This is a genomic window from Streptomyces caeni (assembly GCF_042678285.1).
Taxonomy (GTDB): domain Bacteria; phylum Actinomycetota; class Actinomycetes; order Streptomycetales; family Streptomycetaceae; genus Streptomyces; species Streptomyces caeni.
On sequence record NZ_JBHUDX010000053.1, the window covers coordinates 74080 to 96839 of the forward strand.

Consider the following 22760-nt stretch of genomic DNA (forward strand, 5'->3'; position numbering starts at 1 on the left):
TCCACGGTACGGTGCCGCTCCCGCAGATCCGCCCTTGGGGCCCGGCGACCGCTCGGCGCGCCCTTCGGGCCCCGGCCCCGCTCCTCTCACCTCCCCAGATGCCGCTCCGCGAAGTCCAGCTCCAGCCGCACCTGCTTGATCCGCTCGTCGACCACCAGCGAGCCGTGCCCCGCGTCGTACCGGTACACCTCGTGCACCGCCCCCCGCGTGACCAGCCGATCCACATAGTTCTCGATCTGACGGATCGGGCACCGCGGGTCGTTCACCCCGGCCGAGATGAACACGGGTGCCTTCACCGCGTCGACGTACGTCAGCGGCGACGACGCCTCGTACCGCTCCGGAACCTCCTCGGGCGTGCCCCCGAGCAGCGTCCGGTCCATCGCCTTCAGGGCCTCCATCTCGTCGTGGTAGGCCGTGACGTAGTCCGCGACCGGCACCGCCGCGATCCCGATCGTCCACGCGTCCGGCTGAGTGCCCAGCCCGAGCAGCGTCAGATACCCGCCCCACGAGCCGCCGGTGAGCACGAGCCGCTCCGGGTCCGCGAGCCCCGACGACACCGCCCACTCGCGGACCGCCGCGATGTCCTCCAGCTCGATCAGTCCGACCCGGTGCTTGAGCGCGTCCGTCCACTCGCGTCCGTATCCGGTCGAACCCCGGTAGTTGACCCGCACCACCGCATACCCGTGGTCCACCCAGGCCGCCGGGCCCGCGGCGAACGCGTCACTGTCGTGCCAGGCCGGACCCCCATGGATCTCGAACACCGTCGGCAGCGGACGGCTCGCCCCCGCCGGCTTCTGCACGAGCGCGTGGACGCGGCCGCCCGGCCCCGGCACCCACACGTCCTCCACCGCCACCGACGCCGGCGCTCTCATCCCCGGAGGATCCAGCACCACCCCGCCCGACGTCGACCGCACCACCGGGGGCTCGGCCGCCGACGACCACAGGTACTCCACGGTCCCGTCGGGGCGGGCCGTCGCCCCCGACACCGTGCCCGGCGGGGTCGGCACCCGCACCAGGTCGCGCGTCGCCAGGTCGTAGCGGAACAGCTCGCTGCGCGCCTCGAAGCCGTGCACGACGAGCAGCGCGGAGCCGTCCGGATACCACTCCGCGGCCACGTCGCCCGGCAGCTCCAGCGCCAGGTCCGTCTCCTCGCCCGAGGCGACGTCCCACACCAGCGGCTCCCACCGGCCGCGCCGCTGGTGCCCGATCAGCAGCCGCGTGTCACCGTCGACCGGTGCGAAGCCCAGCACCTCCAGGCCCGACTCCACCGTGCCGCCCTTGGTGTCGTCCAGCTCCGCCACCGTCGTGCCGTCCTGCCGCAGCACGCGCAGCGCCGAGTGCATCGCGTCGCCGTGCTCGGTGTGCTCGATCGCGATCAGTGAGCCGTCCTGGGAGAGGTCGCCCACCCCGGCCGACTCGCGATGGCGGTAGATCTCCACCGGGTCCTGGCCGGCCCGTACGAGATGGATCGTCGAGCCGTCCTGGTCGGTCGAGCGGCCCACGACGGCGGTCCGCCCGTCCCGGCCGATCGTGAGCCCGGCCGGATAGGACGGCTCAAGCCCGGGAGCCGCCGGTGCGTCGGCCGCCGCGTCCGCAGCCGAGGCGTCGGGCGTGAACCGCTGGCGTCTCCACACCCCGAACTCGTCCCCGTCGGTGTCGTCGAACCACCAGATCCACTCGCCGTCCGGTGAGAGCACGCCGTCCGTCGTGCCGTTCGGCCGGTCCGTGACCTGGCGCTGCTCGCCCGTGGCGCGGTCCCACGCATACAGCTCGTACGTCCCCGTCGCGTTGGACACGAACAGCGATCGGTGCGGTGCGTCCTCCGCCCAGTCGGGCAGCGACACCCGCGGCGCCCGGAAGCGCTTCTCCCAGTCCGGCATGTCCTCGCCACGCTTCGGCGAGGGGGACCCGTTGCTCTCAGTCATGGCCCCATAGTGCCTGGCCGGACCGGCTTTCCGCGGCCAGGCCCTCCAGCCTGTGGATAACCCGCCTGCAAAGCCCTTCGACCAGCCCGATTCCGACACGGAACGGCTCCGCACCCGCGCCCGCCGGACCCTGCGGCCTCGGCCCCCGCTCCCGCCCTGGCGCCTGCGGCGCGCCCCCGCCCTCACACCGGTGGCCCCCGGCGCCCGCGGCCTGGAGCCCGGGTCCGCCGTCGCGCCTGCGGCCGACGGGCTCTGCGGCCTGTGCCGCCCACCCCCGTGCCTGCGGCTTGGGACTTGTGGCCTGGGAGCCGGGTCCGCCGTCGGGCCTGCGGTCCGCACCCGCATGCGGCCTGGCGGCTCGGGTCTGCCGCCTGCCTGCGGCCGACCGGTCTGAGGCCGCGCCCGCACCTGCGGCTGACGGTCCCTGCGGCCTGTTCCCGCCCTCGCGCCTGCAGCCCGCGCCCCCCGCGCCGGTGGTCCCTGGCGCCCAGGGCCCGGAGCCCGGGTCCGCCGTCGCGCCTGCGGCCCCTGGCGCCCGCGCCCGCGCCTGCGCCTGCGCCCGCGCCCGCGGCCGAGGCCCATGGCTCGTGGGCTGTGGTCCGGAGGCGCACGGCCCGGGCGCGCTCTGCGGTGTCTGCAGCTCGGGTGCTGCTCCCGCTCCCGGGGCTTGTGGCACGGGCGTCGGCGCCGACCGGTCGGCTGTCGCGCCGCCACCCGGAGGTTCCGGACGGCCGCGGCGCCCCTACGCCCCGCTCGTATCCCGCTGTCTGCGTCCCAGCAGCTCGGCGATTCCCAGGCGTGTCGCCGCCAGGACCACCCGGTCCTCCGCGCGCAGGACGTAGGTGGGCGGCAGGTCCCAGACCAGGCCCGAGGGGCGGTCGGGGTCGTCCGGCTCCGGGCCGCGTGCCGGACCCCGTGCGTCGGGTGCCGTCGTGTCCAGGGCGAGCACGCGCCAGGCCCCCGCGCGGAACGCCTCGGCGACCGTCCGGCCCTCCAGCTGCGGGTGCCCGCCCACGTCCAGGGCGGCGAACAGCAGGACCCGGCGCTCCACCGGGATCGCCCCCAGGATCTGCCGCCCCAGCATGGCCCCGGCGAACGCGGGCGCGGCCAGGTGCGACACGCTGCGGCTGCGGGTGAGGGCGTCCGGGTGCGCGGCGCGCAGGGTGCGGTAGACGGCGGTGGCGAAGTCGTCGTCGTACAGGCGCAGGACGACCCTGAGGTCGGGCCGCAGGGAGCGCGCGTACAGGACGGCTTCGAGGTTCGTGGTGTCGGCGCTGGTCAGGGCCAGCAGCGCGTGCGCCCGGTGGATCTTGGCGGCCTCCAGGACGCCTTCCTGCGTCACATCCCCGAGCACCACCGGCACCCGCAGCCGCCGCGCCGTCGCCAGTCCGCGCGCCTCCGGATCGCCCTCGACGCACACCACGGGGATCCTCAGCTCCCGCAGCCGCGTCATGACCCTGGTGCCGATCTTGCCGACACCGAGGAGCACCACGTGCCCGGACAGCCCGCGCGGCGGCCTGCGCAGCGCGCTGCCGTTGCGGAAGGTGCCGAGTGCCTCCAGCACGGCCGCGAGCAGCACGGGCAGCAGCAGTAACCCGACCAGCCCGGACAGCAGTTGCAGGATCTGCCGTCCGGCGGGTTCCCCGATGGCCGGATCGTTGATCGCGAACAGGTCCAGCAGCGTCAGATACGTGGCCTGCAGCGGGTGTTCACCGGTGACCCCCATCGACGCGACCGCGAGCGCGACCACACAGCCCACGAGCCCGGCGAACGACCACCGCAGCCGCCGAGACACCAGCGAGCCGAGGGGCGGGACACTGCGCCCCGCGGGCAGGGCGGGGCCCGCGTACGAGACGGTCTCCAGGACGATGGTGCCGCGCCCGGTGGCGGCCGCGACCGCACTCTCGTCGGGCAGGAGCCGCGGCCCGTGGTCGCCGCTGCCCTCGGAACCATCCGCCCCCGCGGGGTCGCTGGCCGTCGCGGACAGCAGCGCCAGGGTGCACAGTCCCGGGTCGGCGACCTGGCCGGGCCGCGGCGGAGGGCGCTCCACGGCCCGCAGCATCAGCCCGTCGGTCTGCACGACCTTGGTGGTGCCGGCCACGGCGGTCGCGGCGAGCGCGGGCGCGGCGGTGTCGGCGTCGGACAGGACGGTCGTGGACGCGTCGAACGCCGCGGACCTCCCGTCGGGCCCCTGGCCGGACTCCCCGTCCGGGCCACCGGAGGCCAACGCTGCGGCCTGGTCGAGGAGTTCCTCGATGTGCTGCCCCAGCCGCCGGTTGTAGAGCCGCAGGACGAGCCGCAGCCGAGGGGCGAGGCGCCGGGCGGTGAGCGCGGCACGGATGTTGGTCTCGTCGTCGTCATAGACCAGCGCCAGTGCCGCGGCCCCATCCACTCCGGCCTCGGCGAGCACGGCCTCGGACGCCTCGGCGGCCTCCAACAGCCTTATGGATCCGGGCTGTCCGGCAGCCGCACGGTCGCCGCCGGCACCCGCCGTGCGTCCGCCGCTGCCGCTGTTCCCGGTGCCGTTGGCGCTGCCCGCCGCGCGCGTGACGGCGGCGGAGACCCGGTCGAGCAGTGTCGAGCCGCGGGCACGGCCCACCATCGGCTGCCGGGCCACCCGTTCGGAGGGCGGCACGACGAGGGTCACCTGCTCGCCGTACACCCCGCGCAATTCGGCGGCCAGCCGGTGCGCGAGCCCGTCGTCTCCGCACACCACCATGTGCGCGACGGCGTCACCCGACCCGTTCTGCTGCGGAATGCCTGCCACGAGGAGACAGACTGCCCCACCGGTGGCGTCGGTTCCACGGGTGCCGGGACGGACGTCCGTGAAAGGCGAGGTGCCGGTCCGTGAGCCATACTCAGGTGTGTGCCCGGCCTGCGGCTACGGACAGAAGCACACGCGTTTGAATAGTCGGCCCCGGTCGGGCGCCCGCGTGCAAACAGCAGGTTGTGCCGGAAGTGCGTCGGCCGTGTCGGGGACCGCTGAGCGGTGGAGAAGAACCGCCACTGGCCGGACCAGTCCCTGAGGGGTCCAACATGGCTGTGGAAATTCCGCCCCTGGTACGGCCTTCCCGGCTCCGGAGCCGAGGAGGCCTGTTCGGCGAATGCCTCGCCGAGTTCCTGGGGACGTTCGTCCTCGTCTCCTTCGGATGCGGCGCGGTCGCCATGGCGGTGGCCGGGCTTCCGGGATCCGGCCGTACCGCGGGACCCACGACGATCTTCGTCGGCGCCGGGGACTGGCTCCTGATCACCTGGGGCTGGGCGATGGCCGTGGCGTTCGGCATCTACGTCGCGGGTGGCGTCAGCGGCGCGCACATCAATCCGGCGGTGACGCTGGCCTTCGCGGTACGCCGGAGATTCCCCTGGGCGAAGGTCGTGCCGTACTGGGTGGCGCAGGTGGCCGGCGCGTTCGTCGGGGCCGCCCTGGTGTACGGCGTCTACCGCGACGCGATCAGCACCTTCGACCTCGCCATGAAGGGGCCGAAGACGAACGGGCACACCCTCGCCTCGTTCTCGATCTTCGGGACCTTCCCGGCGCCCTACTTCCACGGCGGTAACTGGGGCCCGCTCGTGGACCAGATCGTCGGCACGGCCTTCCTGGTCATGTTCGTCGTGGCGGTCATCGACCTGCGCAACACGGCGGTGAGGGCCAACCTCGGGCCGCTGCTGATCGGGTTCGCGGTCGCCGCGATCGGCATGTCGTACGGCGCGAACGCCGGGTACGCCATCAATCCGGCGCGAGACCTGGGCCCGCGCCTGTTCACCTGGGCCGCGGGCTGGCGGGACCTCGCGATGCCCGGCACGCTCGCGGGTTCCTTCCGCGACTACTTCTGGATTCCCCTCGTGGGCCCCCTGATCGGCGGCGTGATCGGGGTGCTGGTCTACGACCTGTTCATCGGCGACGTCCTGCTCGTCCGGGCGGAGCTGGCCGAGGTCCCGGAGCCCGGACGGACCCGGTTCGTGGCGACGACGGACGAGGAGTGAAGGGCCGGGCATGCCCCTCACCGGTCTTTGCCGTGTGCAACGGTTCAATCCGGTGTATTGGGATACCCGTGGGCAAAATCCCCAAAATACCTTGAAGGGAGTGGCAGAGGTGGTCACTCAACCGTCACGCATCGAGCATCACCCCGACATCGTGGCCCTGCGCGCCCGCTACGAGCAGGCATCCGCGCGGCCGGCCGCCCAGGCGACGGAGGGCCTGAGCCTCCTGGCGGGGCTCTACCTGGCGATCTCGCCGTGGGTCATCGGATTCAACGCCAGCTCCACCCTGACGGTGAGCAACCTGGTCACGGGCATCGCGCTGGCTGTTCTGGCGGTGGGCTTCGGCTCGGTGTACGAGCGCACCTACGGCATGGGGTGGGTCGCGGCCGCGATCGGTGTCTGGACGATCATCAGCCCCTGGGTCGTCGCGGGTGCTCCCACGACGACGAAGGTCATCCTCAGCAACATCATCACCGGGGCCGTGGCCGTCCTGCTGGGCCTGGCGACGACCGCGATGGGGCGCGTGCGACGGGTCTGACCTCTGACACCACACCACCGACCTGTCGACCCAGCCCCGCCTGGTACTGCCGTGACCGTGGTCCCATGACGCACCCTTGGACGTGCTGGTGGTGGGGGCAGGGCCCTCAGGTCCCGCGCTCGCCGCGCAACTGCGCTCGTACGTCGCCGCGTTCCGGATCGTCGGCCGCTCCCCCGACCGGGTGCGGGAGTCGCGGGCGCCGGCCGCCCGGCCCCGCACCCTGGAGATGCCGGCGTCCTTCGGGGTGACGGGCGAACCGGTCGCCCGGCACGATCCGGCGGTGCAGTCGGGGATGATGCGTCTGCCCCGGCGGGGGCTCGCCTGCTGCTGTCCGAGATCGGCTGCTGTCCGACATCGGCCGCACCGACACCGCTTACCGCTTCCTGCTGTTCCTCTCCCAGGACGAGACCTCCCAGGACGAGACCTCCCAGGACGAGAGCCCCCAGACGAGAGCCCCCCCAGGAGGAGACCTCCCAGACGAGACCTCCCAGGAGGAGACCTCCCGGGCGGAGACCGAACGCGTTCTCTCGGAGCGGCCGACCGGGCGGGGCGCCGCCGTCGAGCGCGGCACCGGACTCGTGGTGCCGTCGGAATGCTGTTCTTCTTCCCGCTCGGCACGCCGGCCACCTGACGCATGCTCGCCGTGCGGCCGCCGGACGCCGCCCACCGGAATCCCACCGGCCGGGACCGGCTGCCCGGCCTGCCACGCTGGCTCCAGGCGCGGGTCGCCCTGCCGGCTCCCACCTCCTGCTGGCGGGCCCCTTTCACCCCTCCCCTCTGTGAAGCGACGCGGACCTCTCCCCGGTCCTGCCCGGGCGGAACGGCCTCGTCGGCGTCCGCCGGCTCGACGCGGACACCGCGTGGCCGGATGTCGCCCATGGCCTCGTACGACCCGACGGCTGCCTCGCCCATGCGCACGCGGCGCCCGCCCGACGGGCCTGCGCACCTGTCTCGACCGCCGGCTCCCCGCCTGAAGGACACCCCGCACCGCAGGTGGAAGGGGTCGTGCGCCGCACTGCGCCGCGCGAGCCGGGTCGGCAGGACCGTCGCAATGTTCACATGGTGTCAATCCGACCGACATCGACGCAGCCATTCTGCGACGGCGACTGTGTCTTGACTGTGTGCACTTGCTCATCCGGAAGGTGATCGCACATGGCCAAGAAGAGACGTGGCACCGCCGTCGCGGTAGCGGTGGCGACCGGCGTGGTCGGTGCCGGCCTCGCACTGTCCCCCGGTTCCGCCGACGCCAGCAGCGGCGTGGCCGCCTGGTCGTCGGTGCAGGCCGTGACCGACGTACGGGGGGTGACCGCGCCGAACCTCCTGTCGCCGCAGCTCACCCAGCACCCCGTCGCCCAGGGCTCGTTGAAGCTGGAGAACCCCACCGACCAGGTCCCGTACTACGGTTACCTCGGCGACGGCACGCTGCTGCCCGACCCCGCCCTCACGCAGGCGCCGGGCGTGAAGGTCGAGGCCAGCAAGACGGAGCCCGACAAGAACGTCTACCTGAGGCTGACCGGCCAGCACGGCGCGGACGCCTCCTACTCGTACGGCACGCGCTTCCTGTTCCAGGGTCACGAGGGCGGCGGAAGCGGGTACATCACCAGGATCAACCTGGACGCCGACCCGGCCCACCGGGTGACGCTGCTGGCCACCAAGCAGGCCGACGGCACGCCTCTCCCCACCATCGACGGCGCCACCTGGGATCCCTGGGCCAAGCGGCTGCTGCTCACGGCCGAGAAGGGGAACAAGGGCGCCGTTCTCCAGGCCACCCCGGACATCGGCTCCAAGGTCGAGGACATCTCCTTCGTCACCGGCCGGGCCGGCTACGAGGGCATTCAGAACGACTCCGCCGGCAACGTGTGGATGATCGAGGACACCGGCGGCACCTCGGTCGCCACCAAGACGAAGGTCCCCAGCAGCTTCGTCTACCGGCTCGTGCCGTACAACAAGCGCGACCTCACCAAGGGCGGCAGGCTCCAGGCCCTGCAGGTGACCTCCCGCCGCAGCGGCTCCCCCATCGAGTACCAGAAGGTCGACGCCGAGCACCCGACCGGCGGCGCGTTCACCGACGACCAGAAGGACCTGAGCACCTACGGTCCCTCCCTGCGCACCCGTTGGGTGACCATCCACGACACCAGGTCCGACACCAGCGGGAAGGCGTTCGACGCCAACGCCCTGGCCAAGGCGGCCCACGCGACCCCGTTCAAGCGGCCCGAGAACGGCCAGTTCCGCCCCGGTACGGACTTCCGGGAGTTCTACTTCGACGCCACCGGCGACACCAACACCGAGGCCACGGCCAACGCCGGCTACGGCGGCTGGGGCACCCTCTACAAGCTCACCCAGCGCGACCCGAGCTCCGACGAGGGCAGGCTCAGCGTCTTCTACGCCGGTGACAAGGAGCACACCGGCCTCGACAACGTGACCTTCCTCGACCGCACCCACGTCGCCTTCGTCGAGGACGCCGGCGACACCCTGCACGCCCAGCGGGGCGCGCTGGACTCCGGGTTCGTCTTCGACACCAGCGCGGACTACTCGCACGGCAGGCAGCCGGTGCGCTTCCTGGGTGAGGGCCGCGACCCCTCCGCGACCCTGGACAACATGCTGTCCTCGGCGGGCGGCGGCTTCCAGAACGACGGCGACAACGAGATCACCGGCATCCACGTCTCCAACGGCGACCCCGGCCCCGGGGGCATCCTGGGCGCCCGGGTGCCGAGGCTGTTCCACGACGGCTGGCGGATGTTCTGGACCCAGCAGCACGGTGACAACACCACGTGGGAGATCACCCCGGCCGACCGGTAGGGGCGCGACCCGGCTCGCCTTCCCCATCCCCGTCGCGGTCGCCTCTCACCGGCGCCCGCGACGGGGATCGCCACCGCAGGCAGGACAGCGCCCCCGCGGTGACGAGCAGCGGCCACAGCAGGTAACGGCCCGTCATGACGAGGAGTGCGGCGACCGCCACCAGCACGAGGAACGCGGAGCGGCGCGCCAGACCGCCCGCGGCAGGAGCCGCAGGGCGGCGGCGGTGTCCAGCGCGTACACCGTCACGAACGATCCCGCGGTGAGCAGTACGAGCGGCCGCGGCCCGACACCGGCGGCCGCCGTGACGGCCAGGGCGAGGCCGGACAGCCCCGACACGACCACCAGGCTGCGCCGCGGCACCTCACCGGCGCCGCCGCCCCGGTCATCCCGGAACCCCTTCGGAACGGCGCAGCTCCATGGTCCAGTTGGTCTCCCAACTCGCCCCGCCGTCGGTCGAGAACGCCTGCTCCCAGTAGGCCGACGCCGAGGTGATGCCGGACCAGATGAAGCGGCACCGCACCGGTGTGCCGTCGTGGGTGTCGTCGCCGTGGAACTCGCCGCGCCCGTCGTCGCCGAACCGGCCGTGGACGGGGGGTTGCAGCAGGCCCGTACGGCTGCTCACCCAGTTCAGCGACCACTCCTCGCGCACCGGATCGAACAGCCGGAGCGTCAGGCCGGAGAACCCCTTGGCCGGGAAGGCGATCTCGTCCAGGTTGGCGGCCCCGCCGAACAGCGTGCCGTGACACACGGCGGTGCCCGGGAACTCGTCCCACTCGCCGCCGCCGGTCAGCGGTGCGACGAGCCGCCGGTTCGCCACGTCCCAGGTGCCCACCAGGAAGTCGAAATCGCCGATACCGGGCCTGTGGCCGGATGGTTGGTCCAAGGTGCTGGTCCTTCGCCGTGAGTCGTTCTCTGGGCGGACGCCCGGCGGGAAAGCTAGCCCCGGTCCACTGACACCCTGTGTCAGTGGACCGGGGCTCATTTCATCTGGGCCCGGACCCGGACGTAGAACGCCCGGTGGGACAAGAACGTCTGGGACACGTGCGTCGGCGACGAGGAGCGACGGCGTCCGGCCGCCGGGGCCGGGGCAGGGTGTAACACTTCCGGCCGAGTCCGCTCTCTTATTCCGGTTGACCGAGTCGGTCGGCCAGGACAGGGGACACGACTCGTGCAGTGTGTGGACGGAAGCGTCGAAGCGTACGGCGAGGATCCGTACGGCGGCGCCGGGTACGCGTCCGGGTATGCGTACCCGGCGCCGCCGTACGCGTACGACCACGGCCGCAGTGCCGCCGCCGACCAGGCGACGGCCGTGGTGGCGTGGGACGTTTTCCACGCCGACGCCCCCGACGTGCCGCCTTTCGCCGTGCCGCCCCCGGAACCCGACGCGTCCGGCCATGCCGTACCGGTCCCGGCCGAACCGGAGGGCGAGTCGGCGAGGAACGACCTCACTCCGCCGGAGCCCGCCGCCCCGCATCCGGCCCGGTGCGACGTTCTCGCGCACGCGGCCCCGTACCGCTTCCCGTACGCGGCCCCGTACGACGCGTTCCCGCATCCGGCCCTGTACGACGGCGTCCGGCTGCCCGCATCGCACGAACCGACGCAGTGGTACTGAGCGGTACTGAGTGGTACTGAGAGGACAGTGATCCGAGCCCATGAGTGGACACCGGCGCCGACCGCCGCAGCGCTCCATCGCCGGCAACCGTGCCGCGGGTGACCATGCCACGGGCCGCCGCGGCCCACGGCACCGCACCCGCGAACCGGGCGGGTCACGCCGCGCCCGGAGAGGGGCGCCGCAGAAGAAACGATGGATCGACTACCCACGCGGGGGCAGGACGGGCCTGCGCCGCTGGCTGCCGTCGGTGCGCCAGCTGCTGGCGCTCTTCCTGTTCTGCTTCGGCGGCACCGCGGCAGCCATCGGATACGCCTACGCCACGGTCACCATCCCGGACCCGAATCCCTCGACGCTGCTGCAGAACAACGTCTACTACTGGTCCGACGGCACCGTCCTGGCGACCGACGGCAGCATCAACCGGCAGAACGTCAGCCTGTCGCAGGTGCCCGCGGACGTGCAGTGGGACTTCATCGCCGCGGAGAACTCGTCCTTCTACACCGATCCGGGCATCGACCCGGAAGGCATCCTCCGTGCCCTGGTCCACATGGCCGAGGGCGGCTCCGTCCAGTCGGGATCGACGATCACCCAGCAGTTCGTCAAGAACACCTACCTCGACCAGTCGCAGACGATCTCACGCAAGTTCAAGGAACTGCTGATCTCTTCAAAGATCGGCGCCGTGATGACCAAGCAGCAGATCCTCCAGGGATACCTGAACACCTGCTTCTTCGGCCGCCAGGCCAACGGCATCCAGGCCGCCGCCCGCATGTACTACAACCTCCCGGTGGAGAAGCTCGACGCGAGCCGGGGAGCCTTTCTCGCCGCAGCGGTCAACGAGCCGAGCCTCTTCCAGTACGCGGACTCCGACCCCACCGCCAGGGCACGGGCGCAAGCACGCTGGTCCTGGGTGCTCGACCGCATGGTGACGACGGGCAGGCTGACGCCCGGGCAGCGGGCCCGGTACGCGGCCGACGGCTTCCCGGTGCCCAGGAAGTGGACCCCCGGTTCGGGGTTCACCGGCCAGACCGGCTACCTGGTCCAGCTCGCCAAGTCGTATGCCGAGGCGCACAGCCCGGCCATCACCGACAGCAGTCTGAGCCGGGGCGGCTACCAGATCCACACCACCTTCGACAGGAAGAAGACGGCGGAACTGTCCCGGGCCGTCGCACGGGTGCGCAAGGAACGGCTCGACCCCGCTCACCGGCCGGTCGACCGGGACGTCCAGGTCGGAGCCGCCTCGGTGGAGCCCACGACCGGCAGGATCCTGGCCGTCTACGGCGGCTCCGGCTACGACCGGGCCCACTACTCGGACAACGCCGACACCTCCGGCGTCCCGGTCGGCTCGACCTTCAAGCCCGTCGTCCTCGCCGCCGCGCTCCAGCACGGAGCCGTACTGCGCCCGGGCCGGGCCCCGCAGCCGATCACGCCGGCCAGTACGTTCAACGGCGACGACGGCATCAAGATCAAGGATCAGCAGGGCAACTACGTCACGGACACCAACGACCCGACCGGGCTCCTCCACCAGCACAACGACACCGACCAGCGCTGGGGCTACATCGACCTGCGCAAGGCGATGGAGCAGTCGGTCAACACGCCGTATGTGCAACTGGGGGAGTACGTCGGCTACGGGAACGTGGCGAGGACGGCAAAAGCCCTCGGCCTGCGCCCCGGCAGCCTCGCCGCTCCCAGCGCCGGCTTCTACATCGGCACCTCGACCCCCAGCGCGATCCGGATGGCGGGCGTCTACGCGACCTTCGCCGCCAGCGGGACGCAGACCGCCCCGTACTCGGTGACCAGGGTGACCCACGACGGCACGGTACTGCCCGGCTTCGCCGCCCCCGCCCCCGTACGGGCCCTGCCGGCGGCGGTCGCCGACAACGTGACCGACGTGCTCCGGGGCGTCATCGTCCGCGGCACCGGCACCAAGGCGCAGGCCCTCGGCAGGACCGCGGCAGGCAAGACCGGAACCACCGACGACTTCCGCTCAGCCTGGTTCGTCGGCTACACCCGCCAACTCGCCACCTCCGTCGTCCTCTTCCGAGAGGACCCGAATAATCCGCAGTTGCAGTCCCTGATAGGCGTCGGCGGCCTGCAGAAGGTGTTCGGCGGCGACATCCCCACCGAGATCTGGGCCGAGTACATGCGCCAGGCCCTCGCCGGCCTGCCCGACGTCCCCTTCCCCGCCCCGGCCTCCCTGGGCCACGGCACCGACGAACCCGGCGCCCCCTCACCGCCTGCGTCCACGCCCCCCGGCAAACGCCCCGGCAGCACCGGCAAGAAGGCACCGACCACCACCCAGCACACCCCGACGACCCGAAGCACATGCCACCACCGCAAGTGCCGCTGATCGCCCGACACGACGCAGCGGCACATGGCCGTACGGCACGAGGTGCCGCTGCCGGAGACCACCGCTTCCGGACAAGGGCGCCGCCGGTGCCGCTGCGCGGAGTGCCGACACGGCGACCATCACAGAACGGTCACCTCTTACACGACCCCTCCACATGCCGTCCCGCCGGGCACTACGGTCGCTCCACGCGAACCGCGCTGGGGGGACGAGATGGCCGATCCGTACACCACACCCATGCCGCCGGCGCCACGCCGGCCCGACACCCGCCCGCTCCGCAAGCGCAAGCGCGTCTGGCTCGGCGGCTCGGGCCTGTTCCTCGCGGGCGCGCTCATCGCCGGCGCCGGGAACAGTGGACAGCAGCCCGTCGAGGCCAGAGTCAAGCCCGCCACGACCATAACCGCGACCGTGACGGCCACGCCCAGGCCCGGCCCGACCGTCACCGAGACCGTCAAGGCCGAGGCCAGGCCCGGTCCAACGGTCACCGTCACCAGGACGGCCACCGCCAAGGCGGCCGGCACCGGAAGCAGTGGCCAGGACGGCATCGGCACCTGCTCGATCGTCTCCAACGCGGGGAACTGCTACTCGGCGGGGCAGTACTGCCGCAACAGCGACCACGGCGCCGTCACGACCACCGAGAGCGGCGCGCGGATCAAGTGCACCTACCGCTCGAACGCGTGGCGGTGGACCTACGCCTGACGCGCTCCGTGCGGAGGGGCTCCCGCCGCCACGCCACCGGCCCGCCGAAGGTCCCCCTCCCGGCGGTTTCCGCATCTCTCGGCCCATGCTCACGGGCGGCCCGGGTGTCCTCTCCGCTCGCACCGCTCGCACCGCTCGCACCGCTCGGCGTCAGCGCTGGGCGGCTACGAACTTCGCCGCCACCTCCGCCGGTCTCGGCCGTGCTGTGACGCTGACGTGCAGACGTCCGGGGTGGTCGCGCCGTCATTCCCCGCTGTTCCCCGCCCGGCACCGCCCCATCGGGTATACGGGGGCATGTGCGCCCCCCTGTCGGCGCTCGATGCGATGCGTGGGGTCGGCCGGGTCCGGCGGGCGCCGGGTGAGAAGACGATCACCCTCGGAAAGGAGCGCACCGCTTCACGGTGCCGCACTGCCGAAAGCTGACGGGCCGACCCCGTCGCGAGCCGTACCGGACGGCGGCGACCGGCCCGACTGGTGAATGGCCGTTGTACGGCTCCTGCGCGCTCGGCTTGCTTCACGGTGATTCCCCGCTGCTTCGCACTGGCTCTGGTGCGGCAGCGGTGCAAGTCGCACATCCGCCGCCGACTTCCGCAGCGTGGTCAAGAGATCAGGTCACCCCGGTGCCGCGGGCTCGGTACTCGCTTCGAGGTCGCCGCAGGACAGACACTCGACGTGCTCCGCCTCCCCCGAATCCCCGTCCCTTACACTTTCGCCGTCACACAAAGTGAGGGACGATGTGAGAAGCGTGATTGAAGCGCTGCGCCCGCGGCGCCCTCTTGTGCTCGGCACGGTGCTGGCCGTCGCGCTCGTAGCGCAGTCGGCTGCACTCATCGCCCAGCAAATGCAGATCGACAGCCTGCAGACACAGCCCATCGACCTCCGAGAGCACCTCAAGCCTGGTCCTCCCGGTCCGTCCGGCCCCTCCGGTCCTCCCGGTCCGGCCGGCCCCATCGGCCCGCCGGGCGAGGACGGGAAGGACGGGCAGGACGGGCAGGACGGGCAGAACGGGCAGGATGGCCAGAACGGCCAGAACGGTCAGAACGCTGTCGTCCCGCCGGGGCCGAGCTAGTGCCCCAACAGGCATCGTTCGCCCCGTCGCGACGCCCGGCGCGCTCCCCGGGCTCTTCGAGCAGGGGCACCCCCACTCGCCGCACCTGCCGAAAGCCCGGGTACGTCCGGTACGCGGACTTCCGGCCGGCACGCCCAGAGCACGCTCCCCCCACGCCTGGCTCCGCTCGACCGGGGGGACCCTCACGACGCCACTCCTTGACGGGCAGACGTCGCCTGCCGGGGCACCGGATCTCGGGCGTAGTGGGGATGCGGGTTCAGGGCGCTTCCGGGCAGCTCCTCCGTCATGCTCTGGAAGGTGTTGAGCCGCTGCATGGCCTGGGTGCTGTGACGGTCGCTGAACTCAAAGTCCGCGGAGGGCCTTTCTGTCAGGTCCATGTGCTCGCCCGGGCTTCGCCGGTGACGTGTTTCAGGGCCTCCGCGCAGTGACCGGTGGACTCGGGGCGTTCGAGGTCGCCCCGGACAGGCACTCGACGTGTGGTCCGCCTTCCCCGAGACCCCGCCATTTGCACAGTCTCTGTCACACAGCGTAAGGAATGGCATGAGAGGCGAAAACGAGGCGGTGCGCAGCCCGCGGCGCCGCCCTGTGCTCGGCGCGGTGCTGAGTGTCGTGGTCGTTGCGCAGTCGGCTGTGCTCGTAGCCCACCAACAGCAGATCGACGAACTCCGGGCACGGCGCATCGACCTCCAGGCGAACGGCATCGAGCACGGCCCCCCGGGGCCGCCCGGCCCCTCCGGTCCTTCTGGTCCGCCCGGACCTGTCGGCCCGACAGGCAGAGCGGGGCGGGACGGGAGGGACGGTCATCACGGCAGGAGGGGGCACGACGGGAGGAGAGGGAAGGACGGTGAGGACGGGGAGCTCGTTGTCGCGGGGCCATCGCCGGACGGGACCGATCGGACGGTGTTCAACCGGAGGGGGCACCCTGCAGGTGCAGACGACGCAATCCCACCTGCCGCAGCGCCGACGCGAGTGCTCACCGGGCCACGACCGTCGGTGGGGGCGTTGAAGCTGGGGACGCCGACTTTGAAGCGGTCCTTCGCCGCGAAGTGATGGAAGAGATCGGTGCCACGACCGGCCCTGTGACCGAGTTCCTGACCTTGACCGAACCGGATGAAAAGGGAACCGTTGTACAGCACTGCTTTCGCGCTGACGTACTTGACATGGCTCTGGACCGCCGCAGCGGTCCTGAGCTCGATGATCCCGACATAGGCGACTTCTCGCCGGTGCGAGTCGCGTCGGACGCGTCAGTCGTGAGTGCACTCGAACTCCATCCGTCCGAACTCGCCGACCGCCTACGGGAATACGCCGGGAATTGGGGCGCCTGAGAGGCGGAGCTACCCGACGGATCTCGTAGGGACGCCCCCTCAGTCTGTTGCCGTCGCCCGTCGGGCGGTCAATCACCGGGTGCACGGTCCGTGAGTCTCCACGACCGAGCCAAGGAGACGGGCGCCGGCCGACAGTGAGGACAGCGCCCGTGCCGGGTCACACCGCCCCTGGAGCGGGTGACAAGAATCGAACTCGCGCTCTCAGCTTGGGAAGATCGGGTTACTTCCGGGCGGTTGCTGGGCTGAGCTGTGGGGGAACTTCGCGTCCTCAAGCGGCACCTGTCTGGGCCGGATCGGGGCGGCCTCGCCACAATGCAGGGGTGTCCGCCCCGGCATAGCGTGGAACGAGGAGCAGCTCACACCGCGCGCCCGGGAGAGGTGAGACCCATGCCGAGCGAGCAGGCAGAGGCACGCGAACAGGCCCTGGCCGAACGGCTCCGGTCCTCGCTGCGCGGCGAGGTGATCGACCGCAGTCACCCCGGCTACGAGGAGGCGCGGGCCGTCTGGAACGGGCTGATCGACCGCAGGCCCGCAGTGATCGCCCGGTGCGCCGGGACCGCCGACGTCGTCGAGGCGGTGGCGGCCGCGCGCGAGCACCGGCCGGTCGTGAGCATCCGCGGCGGCGGGCACCAGGTCGCGGGGAGCGCCGTGTGCGACGACGGGCTGGTGATCGACCTGTCGCACATGAAAGGCGTGCACGTCGACCCCTCGGCCCGGACCGCGCGCGCCCAGGCGGGCGTGACCTGGGGCGAACTGGACCGTGAGACCCAGTTGCACGGGCTGGTCACGCCTGGCGGGGAGATCTCAGCGACCGGGATCGCCGGTCTCACGCTCGGCGGCGGCCTCGGGTTCGTGATGCGGACGTTCGGGCTGAGCTGCGACAGCGTCCGCTCGCTGGAGATCGTCACCGCGGACGGCACGGTGCGCACGGCGAGCCGGGAGGAGGAGCCTGACATATTCTGGGCCGCGCGAGGCGGGGGCCGGGGCCTGGGAGTCGTCACGTCCTTCGAGTTCGGCCTTCATCCGCTCGGTCCGGAGGTGGCCGGGGTGCTGGTTCTCCACCCGTACGAGCGCGCCGAGGAAGTGCTGCGGGCCTGGCGGGATGCGACGTACACCGCGCCAGAGACGGTCACGCCGGAGATCCTGCTCTGGAGCGTCCCCGCCGACCCTGCGATCCCGCAGGAACTGCACCGATCGCATTGCGTGATGGTCGGCGCCGTGTACGGCGGCCCGCCGGGCGACGGTGCCACTGCCGCGCTGGCGCCGCAGCGCGAACTGGGCCCTCCGCTCATGGACCTGAGCGGAACCGTGCCGTACGTCACGCTGCAGAGCGCGAATACCTGGCGGTTCCCCGACGGCGAACGCTACTTCATGAAGTCGCACTTCATGGAGGACCTGACGGACGAGGCCATCCGGACCCTGGTGGACTGGGACTCCCGGCGGCCGACTCCGGAGAGCCTGATCGTCATCCGCACCCTGGGCGGCGCTGTGGCGCGCGTGGGCCCCGATGACAGCGCGTTCGCGCACCGGTCCGCGCGCTACAACGTGAGCATCGACGCGGGCTGGCGGGATCCCGCTCTGGACGAGGCCGCGATCGGGTGGGCGCGCTCGGCATGGGACGCGATGAAGCCGTTCTCGAGCGGCGGGACGTACGTCAACTTCGCCGGGCTCGGCGAGGACGCGAGCGAGCTGCGGGGCGCGGTCTTCGGCTCGCACGAGGAGCGGCTCGAGCGCATCCGCGCCGCGTACGACCCGGAGGGTCTGTTCGCACCGGCCGCGCGCAGGCCGTGAATCGGCCGTACTGCCGGGGCGTGCGCCGGCGCCCCCCCCGGCCCGTGGCGGCGTGCTGTCGCTTCTCGTGAAGATCGAACACAACGTTGCTTCAGCGCCTCCCGAAGTGCTGAACAAGTGCAGTCAAAGCTGAAGCTGGTGAACAAGGCCATGTCGTCCAGGTCGTACGCCGGCTGACCGGACTGAGCCTCTGGCGCAGCAAGGTTCTGGCGGATCAAGCCCCCGTCGTGATCCTCGACGGCATACCCGAAGAGAACGCCGAGATCGCGGTCGCGGCCCTCCGGGATGCGGGAGCGCAGGCGGAGGCGAGGCAGCGGACGAAGCCGCACTCGCCCGGCCCTGTCGCCTGGCGGCCCGGTCGAGCAGTTCACGGCCCCAAGACGGCCCCAGTGCAGCAACAAGCCCCCTACTTGCGGAGATACCGCAGGAAGGGGGCCTATTCGTGCGGACTTACTTCTTCTTGCCCTGGTTCTTGACCGCCTCGATCGCTGCCGCGGCCGCCTCCGGGTCCAGGTAGGTGCCGCCGGGGGTGACAGGCTTGAAGTCGGCGTCCAGTTCGTACGCCAGCGGGATGCCCGTCGGGATGTTCAGGCCCGCGATGTCGGCGTCCGAGATGCCGTCCAGGTGCTTGACGAGGGCGCGCAGGCTGTTGCCGTGGGCCGCGACCAGGACCGTGCGGCCGGCCAGCAGGTCCGGGACGATGCCGTCGTACCAGTACGGGAGCATGCGGTGGACGACGTCCTTCAGGCACTCCGTCCTGGGGCGCAGCTCCGGCGGGATCGACGCGTAGCGCGGGTCGTCGGACTGGGACCACTCCGTGCCGTCCTCCAGCGGCGGCGGCGGGGTGTCGTAGGACCGGCGCCACAGCATGAACTGCTCCTCGCCGAACTCGGCGAGCGTCTGCGCCTTGTCCTTGCCCTGGAGGGCGCCGTAGTGACGCTCGTTCAGGCGCCAGGAGCGGTGGACGGGGATCCAGTGCCGGTCGCAGGCCTCCAGCGCGAGCTGCGCGGTGCGGATCGCGCGCTTCTGGAGGGAGGTGTGGACCACGTCGGGCAGCAGGCCGGCGTCCTTCAGCAGCTCACCGCCGCGGACGGCCTCCTTCTCGCCCTTCTCGTTCAGGTTGACGTCCACCCAGCCGGTGAACAGGTTCTTCGCGTTCCACTCGCTCTCGCCGTGGCGGAGGAGGATCAGCTTGTACGGTGCGTCGGCCATGGCCCCGAGCGTAATCGAACCCCCTGATCGCTCGCGCCCGTGCCCGCCTGGCGGACGTCGGCCCGTTCGGCGGTGCGTCGGTTGACGGCATCTGTTAATCGGGTGGCCGTCCGGAGCCCGGCGCTCGTAAGTTGTGGATACCGCTTGAGCCACTTACATCCGTGGGGGACCTCTCATGCCGCTCGCCACCTTGAAACACGCTGCCCGGCAGACCGTCTCCGGTCTCCCCCGCGAGTTCTGGTGGCTGTGGACCAGCACGCTCGTCAACCGGCTGGGCGCCTTCGTCGCCACCTTCATGGCCCTGTACCTGACCCTGGAGCGCGGGTACTCCGCCTCGTACGCCGGCCTCGTCGCCTCGCTGCACGGGCTCGGCGGTGTGATCTCCTCCCTCGGCGCGGGCGTGATGACCGACCGGCTCGGGAGGCGGCCGACCCTTCTCGTCGCCCAGTCGTCCACCGCGCTCTCCGTCGCCGTGCTCGGCTTCATGCGCGACCCGGTCGCGATCGCGGCCGTCGCCTTCCTGGTGGGGATGGCCGCCAACGCCTCCCGCCCCGCCGTGCAGGCGATGATGGCCGACATCGTCCGGCCCGAGGACCGGGTCCGGGCCTTCTCCCTCAACTACTGGGCGATCAACCTCGGTTTCGCCGTCTCCTCCGTGGCCGCGGGCTTCGTCGCCGAGGTCAGTTATCTCGCCGGGTTCATGATCGAGGCGGGGATGACGATGCTCTGCGCGGTCGTCGTCTGCGTGAAGCTGCCCGAGTCACGGCCGGTGCGGGCCGGCAAGGAGGCCGCCGCGGACGTGAGTCTCGGCACCGTTCTGCGCGACGGCCGCTTCATGAGCGTGGTCGGTCTGTGCTTCCTCGTCGCGCTCATCTTCCAGCAGGCCTACGTGGGCCTGCCGGTGGCCATGGGCCGGGCCGGGTTCACGCCCGCGGACTACGGTATGGCGATCGCCGTCAACGGTGTGCTGATCGTCGTGCTGCAGATCCCGGTCACCCGTGTCATCGAGCACCGCGACCCGCGTCGGCTTCTGGTGGTCTCGTCCCTGCTCGCGGGGTACGGCTTCGGGCTCACCGCCTTCGCGGGGTCGGTCGGCGTCTTCGTGCTGACGGTGTGCGTGTGGACGCTGGCGGAGATCGTCAACGCGCCGACCCAGACCGGTCTCGTCGTGCGCCTTTCCCCGGTGCACGGGCGCGGCCGCTATCAGGGCATGTACACCCTGTCGTGGTCGGTGGCCGCCCTGGTCGGCCCGCTGCTGTCCGGCTTCGTCATCGACCGGTTCGGCGCCATATGGCTGTGGGGGGTGTGCGCGGTGCTCGGTACGGGCGCCGCGGCGGGGTACGGGGCGCTGATGCGCCGTCTCCCGGCTCAGGAGCCGGCGGCGGGGGCGCGCCTGGAGGCGGCCGGGACCGAGGTCGGCTCGGCCTGAGTGACGCGCCGCGACGGGCGGCGGGCGTGCCGGGGGTCAGCTCTCGGCGCGCTCGGTGAGATGCCGGAACGCCTCCAGGTTGTGGGTCGGCTCGCCGCGCGACACCCGCCACGCGTACTCCTTGCGGATCGCGGAGGCGAAGCCCAGTTCCAGAAGGGTGTTGAAACTTCCGTCCGCCGCCTCCAGGACGGAGCCCAGCAGCCGGTCGACCTCGTCCGCGGTGACCGCGGCCAGCGGCAGCCTGCCGGTCAGATAGATGTCGCCGAGCGGGTCGACGGCGTAACCCACCCCGTACAGCTTGAGGTTGCGTTCCAGCAGCCAGCGGTGCACGCCGGACTCGTTCTCGTCCGGGCGCCGGATCACGAAGGCGTTGAGGGAGAGGGAGTGCCTGCCGACGATCAGCGAGACGGTGGTCGACAGCTTGCGCGTCCCGGGGAGCTTCACGACGTACGAGCGCGCCCGCGGACTCTCCCACTCCAGCTCGGCGTCCTTGAGGACCTCTTCGATGACCTGTGCCGCTCGCTGTGCCTCAGACATGCTGGGAGCGTACGCGACGGGTTGCGGCCGCTGCCGGGGCCGGTGAGGGCGGCGCGACGGACACCGGGCGGGGCGCGCGCGGGTGCCGTGGGGACGTCAGTCGTGGTGCGTGCGCACCCGGCGCCGGTGGGACTGCATCGCCGCCGTGTACACCTCCGCCGTCGCGGCGGCGGCCGTGCCCCAGCCGAAGGACTCGGCGTGCCGGGCCGCGGCCTCGCCCATGCGGTCGGTCAGCCCCGGGTCGTCGGCGAAGGCGCGCAGCACGCGCGCGTAGGCGGCGGGATCGTGTCCCCGTATGAGGAATCCGGTGCGGCCGTCCCGGACGGCGACCGGCAGCCCGCCGACCGCGGCCGCGAGCACCGGCGTACCGGTGGCCTGAGCCTCGATGGCGACGAGCCCGAAGGATTCGCTGTACGAGGGCATGACCAGCACGGACGCGGCGCGGAACCAGTCGGCGAGCTCGTCCTGCCGGACCGGTGGGCGGAAGCGCATGACGTCCGCGATGCCCAGTCGCGCGGCGAGCTTCTGCAGACTTTCCGGCTTGGTGAGACCGCTGCCGCTCGGGCCGCCGACGACGGGGACGACGAGGCGGGAACGCAGCCCGGGGCGCTGGGCGAGGAGTACGGCGACGGCCCGCAGCAGCACGTCGGGCGCCTTGAGCGGCTGTATGCGCCCCGCGAACAGCGGAATGAGCGCGTCCTGCGGAAGCCCGAGCCGGGCCCGGGCGGCGGCCCGGCCGTCGGCGGGGCGGAAGCGCTCCAGGTTCACGCCGGGGTGGACGACGGCGACCTTGGTGGGGTCGGCGGCGTAGTGCCGTACGAGTTCGGCGGCTTCTTCGTCGGTGTTGGCGATGAGCCGGTCGGCGGCGGCCACGATCTGTGTCTCGCCGATGACGCGGGCGGCGGGCTCGGGGGTGTCGCCCGCGGCGAGGGCGGCGTTCTTGACCTTGGCCATGGTGTGCATGGCGTGCACCAGGGGGGCGCCCCAGCGCTGGGCGGCGAGCCAGCCGACGTGGCCGGAGAGCCAGTAGTGGGAGTGCACCAGGTCGTAGTGGCCGGGCCGGTGGCCGGCCCACGCCTGCATCACGCCGTGGGTGAAGGCGCACAGCTGGGCGGGGAGGTCCTCCTTGGCGAGGCCCTCGTACGGGCCGGCGTCGACGTGCCGGACGAGGACGCCGGGGATGAGTTCGACGGTCGGCGGCAGCGCGGCCGTGGTCGCGCGGGTGAAGATCTCGACCTCGACGTTGATCGCGGCCAGGCGCCGGGCCAGCTCCACGATGTAGACGTTCATGCCGCCCGCGTCGCCCGTGCCCGGCTGGTGGAGCGGTGAGGTGTGCACGGAGAGCATGGCCACGCGGCGGGGCCTGCGGTGCGGAAGGCGGAGCCGCGGGGGAGCTGCCGGGGAGCGACGCCCGAGCCTGCCGGCGTACTGGCTCACGTGGCGTTCCTCCTTGCTGGGGGCATGCTGTGCGGGGGCGGCGCACAGCGCCCCTACGGCATGCG

At 72.0% G+C, this 22760-nt stretch carries 19 protein-coding genes and 1 pseudogene; 12 read left to right on the forward strand and 8 right to left on the reverse strand.

From position 1 onward, the window contains the following. Nucleotides 1-86 precede the first annotated feature (86 nt). Together ACFSL4_RS19750 and ACFSL4_RS19755 are read right to left on the reverse strand one after the other, a co-directional pair. On the reverse strand, nt 87-1925 hold the full coding sequence (locus ACFSL4_RS19750; protein ID WP_381084416.1) for a S9 family peptidase: 1839 nt from the start codon (nt 1923-1925) through the stop codon (nt 87-89). Between the two features lie 742 nt (nt 1926-2667). Continuing rightward, nucleotides 2668-4644 carry an NAD-binding protein gene (locus tag ACFSL4_RS19755; RefSeq protein WP_381084742.1) on the reverse strand — a complete coding sequence of 659 codons (1977 nt, stop codon included), beginning with the start codon at nt 4642-4644 and terminating at the stop codon, nt 2668-2670. A 317-nt stretch (nt 4645-4961) separates the two neighbouring features. Between ACFSL4_RS19755 and ACFSL4_RS19760 the strand changes: the two genes are divergently transcribed. The 4 genes from ACFSL4_RS19760 (at nt 4962) to ACFSL4_RS19775 (ending at nt 9243) form a co-directional block, all read left to right on the forward strand. Beyond that, entirely contained in the window at nt 4962-5909 is a 948-nt protein-coding gene (locus tag ACFSL4_RS19760; protein ID WP_381084418.1) for an MIP/aquaporin family protein, read from the forward strand. 109 nt (nt 5910-6018) lie between these two features. Beyond that, a complete protein-coding gene (locus ACFSL4_RS19765) occupies nt 6019-6444 on the forward strand; it encodes an SPW repeat protein (RefSeq protein WP_381084420.1) in 426 nt (141 codons plus the stop codon). A gap of 91 nt (nt 6445-6535) precedes the next feature. Beyond that, on the forward strand, nt 6536-7075 hold the full coding sequence (locus ACFSL4_RS19770; protein ID WP_381084745.1) for a hypothetical protein: 540 nt from the start codon (nt 6536-6538) through the stop codon (nt 7073-7075). Nucleotides 7076-7596: 521 nt separating this feature from the next. Next, complete coding sequence (locus ACFSL4_RS19775; protein WP_381084422.1) at nt 7597-9243, forward strand: PhoX family protein; 1647 nt, start codon at nt 7597-7599, stop codon at nt 9241-9243. A 132-nt stretch (nt 9244-9375) separates the two neighbouring features. Here the strand turns inward: ACFSL4_RS19775 and ACFSL4_RS19780 are convergent, their stop codons facing one another. Further along, nucleotides 9376-9579, reverse strand: coding sequence for a hypothetical protein (locus ACFSL4_RS19780; protein ID WP_381084424.1), 204 nt, complete (start codon nt 9577-9579; stop codon nt 9376-9378). Nucleotides 9580-9625: 46 nt separating this feature from the next. After that, complete coding sequence (locus tag ACFSL4_RS19785; protein ID WP_381084426.1) at nt 9626-10126, reverse strand: hypothetical protein; 501 nt, start codon at nt 10124-10126, stop codon at nt 9626-9628. Between the two features lie 294 nt (nt 10127-10420). On the opposite strand from ACFSL4_RS19785, the gene ACFSL4_RS19790 reads away from it, so the two are divergent. The 4 genes from ACFSL4_RS19790 (at nt 10421) to ACFSL4_RS19805 (ending at nt 14964) form a co-directional block, all read left to right on the forward strand. Then, on the forward strand, nt 10421-10855 hold the full coding sequence (locus ACFSL4_RS19790; protein ID WP_381084428.1) for a hypothetical protein: 435 nt from the start codon (nt 10421-10423) through the stop codon (nt 10853-10855). 40 nt (nt 10856-10895) lie between these two features. After that, nucleotides 10896-13199, forward strand: coding sequence for a transglycosylase domain-containing protein (locus ACFSL4_RS19795; protein WP_381084430.1), 2304 nt, complete (start codon nt 10896-10898; stop codon nt 13197-13199). A 210-nt stretch (nt 13200-13409) separates the two neighbouring features. Continuing rightward, nucleotides 13410-13895, forward strand: a complete 486-nt coding sequence (locus tag ACFSL4_RS19800) for a hypothetical protein (RefSeq protein ID WP_381084432.1) — start codon at nt 13410-13412, stop codon at nt 13893-13895. Nucleotides 13896-14640: 745 nt separating this feature from the next. Further along, the gene (locus ACFSL4_RS19805) at nt 14641-14964 is read left to right on the forward strand and encodes a hypothetical protein (RefSeq protein WP_381084434.1); all 324 of its coding nucleotides are present in this window, start codon (nt 14641-14643) and stop codon (nt 14962-14964) included. 519 nt (nt 14965-15483) lie between these two features. Here ACFSL4_RS19805 and ACFSL4_RS19810 read toward each other — a convergent pair. Beyond that, a complete protein-coding gene (locus ACFSL4_RS19810; protein WP_381084436.1) occupies nt 15484-15672 on the reverse strand; it encodes a hypothetical protein in 189 nt (62 codons plus the stop codon). A 167-nt stretch (nt 15673-15839) separates the two neighbouring features. On the opposite strand from ACFSL4_RS19810, the gene ACFSL4_RS19815 reads away from it, so the two are divergent. The 3 genes and pseudogenes from ACFSL4_RS19815 to ACFSL4_RS19825 all read left to right on the forward strand — a co-directional run. After that, the gene (locus ACFSL4_RS19815) at nt 15840-16289 is read left to right on the forward strand and encodes an NUDIX domain-containing protein (protein WP_381084748.1); all 450 of its coding nucleotides are present in this window, start codon (nt 15840-15842) and stop codon (nt 16287-16289) included. Nucleotides 16290-16676: 387 nt separating this feature from the next. Then, nucleotides 16677-18080, forward strand: coding sequence for an FAD-binding oxidoreductase (locus tag ACFSL4_RS19820; RefSeq protein ID WP_381084438.1), 1404 nt, complete (start codon nt 16677-16679; stop codon nt 18078-18080). Nucleotides 18081-18241: 161 nt separating this feature from the next. Further along, nucleotides 18242-18556, forward strand: a pseudogene (locus ACFSL4_RS19825) (ribosomal protein L7/L12); the annotation flags it as partial. Here the strand turns inward: ACFSL4_RS19825 and ACFSL4_RS19830 are convergent. Next, nucleotides 18531-19292, reverse strand: coding sequence for a phosphoglyceromutase (locus ACFSL4_RS19830; protein WP_381084440.1), 762 nt, complete (start codon nt 19290-19292; stop codon nt 18531-18533). The pseudogene ACFSL4_RS19825 and the gene ACFSL4_RS19830 overlap by 26 nt on opposite strands. A 175-nt stretch (nt 19293-19467) precedes the next feature. Here ACFSL4_RS19830 and ACFSL4_RS19835 point away from each other — a divergent pair, with 175 nt between their 5' ends. After that, a complete protein-coding gene (locus tag ACFSL4_RS19835; RefSeq protein ID WP_381084442.1) occupies nt 19468-20721 on the forward strand; it encodes an MDR family MFS transporter in 1254 nt (417 codons plus the stop codon). 36 nt (nt 20722-20757) lie between these two features. Here the strand turns inward: ACFSL4_RS19835 and ACFSL4_RS19840 are convergent, their stop codons facing one another. Then, nucleotides 20758-21258 carry a type III secretion system chaperone family protein gene (locus tag ACFSL4_RS19840; protein ID WP_381084444.1) on the reverse strand — a complete coding sequence of 167 codons (501 nt, stop codon included), beginning with the start codon at nt 21256-21258 and terminating at the stop codon, nt 20758-20760. 96 nt (nt 21259-21354) lie between these two features. Beyond that, nucleotides 21355-22695, reverse strand: coding sequence for a D-inositol-3-phosphate glycosyltransferase (gene mshA / locus ACFSL4_RS19845; RefSeq protein ID WP_381084446.1), 1341 nt, complete (start codon nt 22693-22695; stop codon nt 21355-21357). Nucleotides 22696-22760: the final 65 nt, after the last annotated feature.